We start from the raw sequence: 5,944 nt of genomic DNA on the forward strand, positions 1-5,944 counted from the left end.
CCAGCACAGCGCCCTTCGGTCACTGCACTGGGGGCCACCTTGAGCTAGTTTCACCGCGGTTTGTCTGAACTTTGGAAGCAAGATCAAGAGCCCAGATCAAGGGCCAGATCAAACGCGTAGTAACAGAGTGAGAAGCAAACGACCTTTTCGCCTATACGCCACGGGAAATGTCGAGACAAACTCAGGACCTCCCGAGACAAACTCAGGACATTACGGGACAAATTATGCTTGTTTTTTGTCTTTTAAGCGCATAGCGTGTGTCTTTCCAAAGGACAAAAATGGCCTCCGATATGTCTGGAACGATCAACCTCCGCAAGCTTGAATACAGCCCACTAGCCAACCCGCTACTGGAGCCCACTGAGGTGACGGTGAAGAAGCGGTACGTGAAGACCGGCACGTCAGAGGAGCTGGTAAGTACACGCACCGGAGAGGTCCGCCAGACAGCGGCGATTTACACCGTGGACGAGCGCGACGATGCATCTTTTGTGAAGGTTTTTGCGGCAGGTGTGGCCGCAGCATTTGACCTTGGCCGCACAGCGTCTCGGGTGTTTCAACTTGTCCTGCAGGAGTACGAGCGAGCCCCAATGCGTCAGGGTTTCGCCGAAAGTATTGAGCTCGCGTGGTTCAACGATGGGCTGTCCGGTCGCTCCGTAGACATGAGCGAAAAGACGTTCCAGCGGGGTCTCAAAGAGCTGTTGGCCAAACAGTTTCTAGCCCCTCGTTCCCCCTCAACCTTCTGGGTCAACCCCGCCCTATTCTTCAAGGGTGATCGCGTGAAGTTCATCACCGAATACCGCAGAAAGGGCTCACCGGGACCGTCCACCCCAGCCTCAGTTTCAATGGAAACTGACACTGCGGACGGCGAACGCTAGCCCTGACGTGGCCCGCTCCTGCGCGGGCCGTCCGGTTGGTCGCGTAGCTCGACAGTACGGCGCTCCAGCGCCTGCGGGGCCTCCGCGGCGTGACGCTGCTGCTCGATCTGATCCCAGCCCTCTATGCGCCCCAGCTGCTCGCCTGCGCGCTTTTCCAGCTCTTGCGCCTCGGCTCTGGTCGGCACGCGGGTGCGAGCGGCCTCGATCTCCCGACGCAGTTCCGCAAGCTCTCGCCGCTCCTGGTGCAGCGCTGCGCGCTCATCGAGCCCAGCCCAGGTAAGCCGGTTGTTCGCCAGCCCCTCAGCTCGCCTGAGTGCCCGCAAGGCACTCTCCAGGCGCTCCATGGCATCTGAGATCCCCGGCGCGGCCAAGAGACCCTGACGCGCCTCCTGGAGCCGCTGCACTGTCTCTTTTCGTTGCTCCGTCCACCTAATCGCCTCCCGCAGTGCCTTAGAGGCGTTGAAGGCCAGTCGGGCGGTTTCGGCCTCCTGGTCTACTCGCGGCGTGATCCCGAACCACTCGCACAGCGCTGAGCGGGTCGGGTGTTCCTCGTGCCACTGTTTGGCGATCTCCTGCTTCTGCCCGACCTCGCGCTTCTGCGCCTTGGCCCGGGCCACGGAGCGCGGTGACGGTGCTGTCATCATTTGCTCCAGCTCGCTCACCTCGCGCCGCAGCACACGCTCCTGGCGGTGCTGGGCCAAGTCGATAATCTCGGCCTCCAGCTGCTGCGCCTCGGCGCGCAGCTCGGCCAAAGGACGAAGGCGACGGGCATCGTTCAGCTCGATCACATCGCACGCGCCCAGCGGGCCGCGCTGCTCCCGCTCGCACTCGCGCCGAATGGCCGTCACTCGCGGCCCCTCGTGAGTGGTGGGGGCGCGGTCTATGCCTTGGTCGGCCAAACTGCGGCAGTCCAGACGGGCGGCGTGGCCAGCCCGCTCCAGGGCGGAATTACCCTCGCGCTCGACCATCTGCCGTATCCACACCACCTCGACGGGGCCGGTCTTCATGTCGTCCAGCTCGCGGGTCTTCGCGCCCAGGTCGCCCGTGGCCGGGTCGATGCGGCGCGTGGTCATCAGAATGTGAGCGTGCCAGTTGCGCTGGTCGCCCTCGCGGTCTGGCGCATGGATGGCGGCAGTGCCGGCCACCCCATAGCGCCCGGCCAGCTGGGCGGTCATGCGCTCGACCAGCTCGGCGCGCTGCGCCTGGTTCAGCTCGTGCGGCAGCGCGACCAGAACCTCACGGGCGACCGTCGAGTTCTTGCGCTTCTCGGCGGCCTCGGCCCGGTTCCACAGCTCGGAGCTGGTTTGCTCCCGGCACCCAGCCGGGGCAAACCAGCTCACCGACTCAACCCCGGAACGGCGGGTGTAGTCGTGCCGCTCGCCAGTCCGCTGATCTTCAATCAGTTCGGCATTGCGGTAGGCAGCAGAAGCAGTGGCCGAACGGCCACCGCTTCTGCTGACTGGTTTCACGCTGCACGAGTAGGACACGGCTCTGGCTCTGGCTTTTGATTTGTCGGCGTAGCCGACCGCGCGCAAACGAAGTTTGCATAAGTGCGCCCTTGCCTTGTTCCAAGGCTCGGGATTTGTCCGTGCTAGCATATCAGCTCGGTGGATTTCTTGTTGAGGTGTGTGGTGCAGGACAGACTCGAAAAGCTCAAGCAACAAAAGGCCAAAATCGACCGCCAGATCGCATTAGCCATGGCAGCCGAACGGAAGAGCCAGAAGCGTGAGGACGACCGGGTCAAGGTGCTGGTAGGGGCCATGCTGCTCGATCAGATCAAACGGAATGGTGAGGGGCTCGACGCTCTGCTTGCCCGCCTGGGTGGCTTCCTGGAACGACCTACCGAGCGCGTGGCAGTCCTGGGGCAAGATGGCAAAGGGTCGGAAGCCCTCCGGCGCCTGACCACCCCCCGAGCTGATTAACACGCGAGCGAAGCGCGCAGGCCGAAGGCAGCGGCCTGAAGGAGCGAAGCAGCCGCACGCTGATCTATACCCGTGCGCGGTAATAGGCGGCGCACAGCGACTGGAAGGCCGCCTAAATTGGATCAAATCGCGGTGCCTGCTCCTCCGTAGCTAACGCGCTGCGCTTGTTGGGCGTCCCCCAGCACAGCGCCCTTCGGTCACTGCACTGGGGGCCACCTTGAGCTAGTTTCACCGCGGTTTGTCTGAACTTTGGAAGCAAGATCAAGAGCCCAGATCAAGGGCCAGATCAAACGCGTAGTAACAGAGTGAGAAGCAAACGACCTTTTCGCCTATACGCCACGGGAAATGTCGAGACAAACTCAGGACCTCCCGAGACAAACTCAGGACATTACGGGACAAATTATGCTTGTTTTTTGTCTTTTAAGCGCATAGCGTGTGTCTTTCCAAAGGACAAAAATGGCCTCCGATATGTCTGGAACGATCAACCTCCGCAAGCTTGAATACAGCCCACTAGCCAACCCGCTACTGGAGCCCACTGAGGTGACGGTGAAGAAGCGGTACGTGAAGACCGGCACGTCAGAGGAGCTGGTAAGTACACGCACCGGAGAGGTCCGCCAGACAGCGGCGATTTACACCGTGGACGAGCGCGACGATGCATCTTTTGTGAAGGTTTTTGCGGCAGGTGTGGCCGCAGCATTTGACCTTGGCCGCACAGCGTCTCGGGTGTTTCAACTTGTCCTGCAGGAGTACGAGCGAGCCCCAATGCGTCAGGGTTTCGCCGAAAGTATTGAGCTCGCGTGGTTCAACGATGGGCTGTCCGGTCGCTCCGTAGACATGAGCGAAAAGACGTTCCAGCGGGGTCTCAAAGAGCTGTTGGCCAAACAGTTTCTAGCCCCTCGTTCCCCCTCAACCTTCTGGGTCAACCCCGCCCTATTCTTCAAGGGTGATCGCGTGAAGTTCATCACCGAATACCGCAGAAAGGGCTCACCGGGACCGTCCACCCCAGCCTCAGTTTCAATGGAAACTGACACTGCGGACGGCGAACGCTAGCCCTGACGTGGCCCGCTCCTGCGCGGGCCGTCCGGTTGGTCGCGTAGCTCGACAGTACGGCGCTCCAGCGCCTGCGGGGCCTCCGCGGCGTGACGCTGCTGCTCGATCTGATCCCAGCCCTCTATGCGCCCCAGCTGCTCGCCTGCGCGCTTTTCCAGCTCTTGCGCCTCGGCTCTGGTCGGCACGCGGGTGCGAGCGGCCTCGATCTCCCGACGCAGTTCCGCAAGCTCTCGCCGCTCCTGGTGCAGCGCTGCGCGCTCATCGAGCCCAGCCCAGGTAAGCCGGTTGTTCGCCAGCCCCTCAGCTCGCCTGAGTGCCCGCAAGGCACTCTCCAGGCGCTCCATGGCATCTGAGATCCCCGGCGCGGCCAAGAGACCCTGACGCGCCTCCTGGAGCCGCTGCACTGTCTCTTTTCGTTGCTCCGTCCACCTAATCGCCTCCCGCAGTGCCTTAGAGGCGTTGAAGGCCAGTCGGGCGGTTTCGGCCTCCTGGTCTACTCGCGGCGTGATCCCGAACCACTCGCACAGCGCTGAGCGGGTCGGGTGTTCCTCGTGCCACTGTTTGGCGATCTCCTGCTTCTGCCCGACCTCGCGCTTCTGCGCCTTGGCCCGGGCCACGGAGCGCGGTGACGGTGCTGTCATCATTTGCTCCAGCTCGCTCACCTCGCGCCGCAGCACACGCTCCTGGCGGTGCTGGGCCAAGTCGATAATCTCGGCCTCCAGCTGCTGCGCCTCGGCGCGCAGCTCGGCCAAAGGACGAAGGCGACGGGCATCGTTCAGCTCGATCACATCGCACGCGCCCAGCGGGCCGCGCTGCTCCCGCTCGCACTCGCGCCGAATGGCCGTCACTCGCGGCCCCTCGTGAGTGGTGGGGGCGCGGTCTATGCCTTGGTCGGCCAAACTGCGGCAGTCCAGACGGGCGGCGTGGCCAGCCCGCTCCAGGGCGGAATTACCCTCGCGCTCGACCATCTGCCGTATCCACACCACCTCGACGGGGCCGGTCTTCATGTCGTCCAGCTCGCGGGTCTTCGCGCCCAGGTCGCCCGTGGCCGGGTCGATGCGGCGCGTGGTCATCAGAATGTGAGCGTGCCAGTTGCGCTGGTCGCCCTCGCGGTCTGGCGCATGGATGGCGGCAGTGCCGGCCACCCCATAGCGCCCGGCCAGCTGGGCGGTCATGCGCTCGACCAGCTCGGCGCGCTGCGCCTGGTTCAGCTCGTGCGGCAGCGCGACCAGAACCTCACGGGCGACCGTCGAGTTCTTGCGCTTCTCGGCGGCCTCGGCCCGGTTCCACAGCTCGGAGCTGGTTTGCTCCCGGCACCCAGCCGGGGCAAACCAGCTCACCGACTCAACCCCGGAACGGCGGGTGTAGTCGTGCCGCTCGCCAGTCCGCTGATCTTCAATCAGTTCGGCATTGCGGTAGGCAGCAGAAGCAGTGGCCGAACGGCCACCGCTTCTGCTGACTGGTTTCACGCTGCACGAGTAGGACACGGCTCTGGCTCTGGCTTTTGATTTGTCGGCGTAGCCGACCGCGCGCAAACGAAGTTTGCATAAGTGCGCCCTTGCCTTGTTCCAAGGCTCGGGATTTGTCCGTGCTAGCATATCAGCTCGGTGGATTTCTTGTTGAGGTGTGTGGTGCAGGACAGACTCGAAAAGCTCAAGCAACAAAAGGCCAAAATCGACCGCCAGATCGCATTAGCCATGGCAGCCGAACGGAAGAGCCAGAAGCGTGAGGACGACCGGGTCAAGGTGCTGGTAGGGGCCATGCTGCTCGATCAGATCAAACGGAATGGTGAGGGGCTCGACGCTCTGCTTGCCCGCCTGGGTGGCTTCCTGGAACGACCTACCGAGCGCGTGGCAGTCCTGGGGCAAGATGGCAAAGGGTCGGAAGCCCTCCGGCGCCTGACCACCCCCCGAGCTGATTAACACGCGAGCGAAGCGCGCAGGCCGAAGGCAGCGGCCTGAAGGAGCGAAGCAGCCGCACGCTGATCTATACCCGTGCGCGGTAATAGGCGGCGCACAGCGACTGGAAGGCCGCCTAAATTGGATCAAATCGCGGTGCCTGCTCCTCCGTAGCTAACGCGCTGCGCTTGTTGGGCGTCCC

Annotated in this window: 6 protein-coding genes; 4 read left to right on the forward strand and 2 right to left on the reverse strand. The window is 63.2% G+C overall.

Annotation, left to right across the window (positions count from 1 at the left end; all coding sequences use genetic code 11):
* Positions 1-278: 278 nt before the first annotated feature.
* On the forward strand, positions 279-872 hold the full coding sequence (locus V6P94_RS25005; protein WP_338649525.1) for a replication/maintenance protein RepL: 594 nt from the start codon (positions 279-281) through the stop codon (positions 870-872).
* Here V6P94_RS25005 and mobQ (V6P94_RS25010) read toward each other — a convergent pair.
* The gene (mobQ, locus tag V6P94_RS25010) at positions 869-2,407 is read right to left on the reverse strand and encodes a MobQ family relaxase (RefSeq protein ID WP_338649526.1); all 1,539 of its coding nucleotides are present in this window, start codon (positions 2,405-2,407) and stop codon (positions 869-871) included. The two genes, V6P94_RS25005 and mobQ (V6P94_RS25010), sit on opposite strands and share 4 nt — an antisense overlap.
* 72 nt (positions 2,408-2,479) lie before the next feature.
* Here mobQ (V6P94_RS25010) and V6P94_RS25015 point away from each other — a divergent pair, with 72 nt between their 5' ends.
* Both V6P94_RS25015 and V6P94_RS25020 read left to right on the forward strand, forming a co-directional pair.
* Positions 2,480-2,794 (forward strand): hypothetical protein, encoded by a 315-nt coding sequence (locus tag V6P94_RS25015; RefSeq protein WP_338649527.1) that lies wholly within the window; start codon positions 2,480-2,482, stop codon positions 2,792-2,794.
* A 456-nt stretch (positions 2,795-3,250) separates the two neighbouring features.
* On the forward strand, positions 3,251-3,844 hold the full coding sequence (locus V6P94_RS25020; RefSeq protein WP_338649525.1) for a replication/maintenance protein RepL: 594 nt from the start codon (positions 3,251-3,253) through the stop codon (positions 3,842-3,844).
* Here V6P94_RS25020 and mobQ (V6P94_RS25025) read toward each other — a convergent pair.
* Positions 3,841-5,379 (reverse strand): MobQ family relaxase, encoded by a 1,539-nt coding sequence (mobQ, locus tag V6P94_RS25025; protein ID WP_338649526.1) that lies wholly within the window; start codon positions 5,377-5,379, stop codon positions 3,841-3,843. The genes V6P94_RS25020 and mobQ (V6P94_RS25025) overlap by 4 nt on opposite strands.
* A 72-nt stretch (positions 5,380-5,451) precedes the next feature.
* Here mobQ (V6P94_RS25025) and V6P94_RS25030 point away from each other — a divergent pair, with 72 nt between their 5' ends.
* Complete coding sequence (locus tag V6P94_RS25030; protein ID WP_338649527.1) at positions 5,452-5,766, forward strand: hypothetical protein; 315 nt, start codon at positions 5,452-5,454, stop codon at positions 5,764-5,766.
* Positions 5,767-5,944: the final 178 nt, after the last annotated feature.

The sequence above is a fragment of the Pseudomonas sp. ML2-2023-3 genome (assembly GCF_037055275.1).
Lineage (GTDB): Bacteria > Pseudomonadota > Gammaproteobacteria > Pseudomonadales > Pseudomonadaceae > Aquipseudomonas.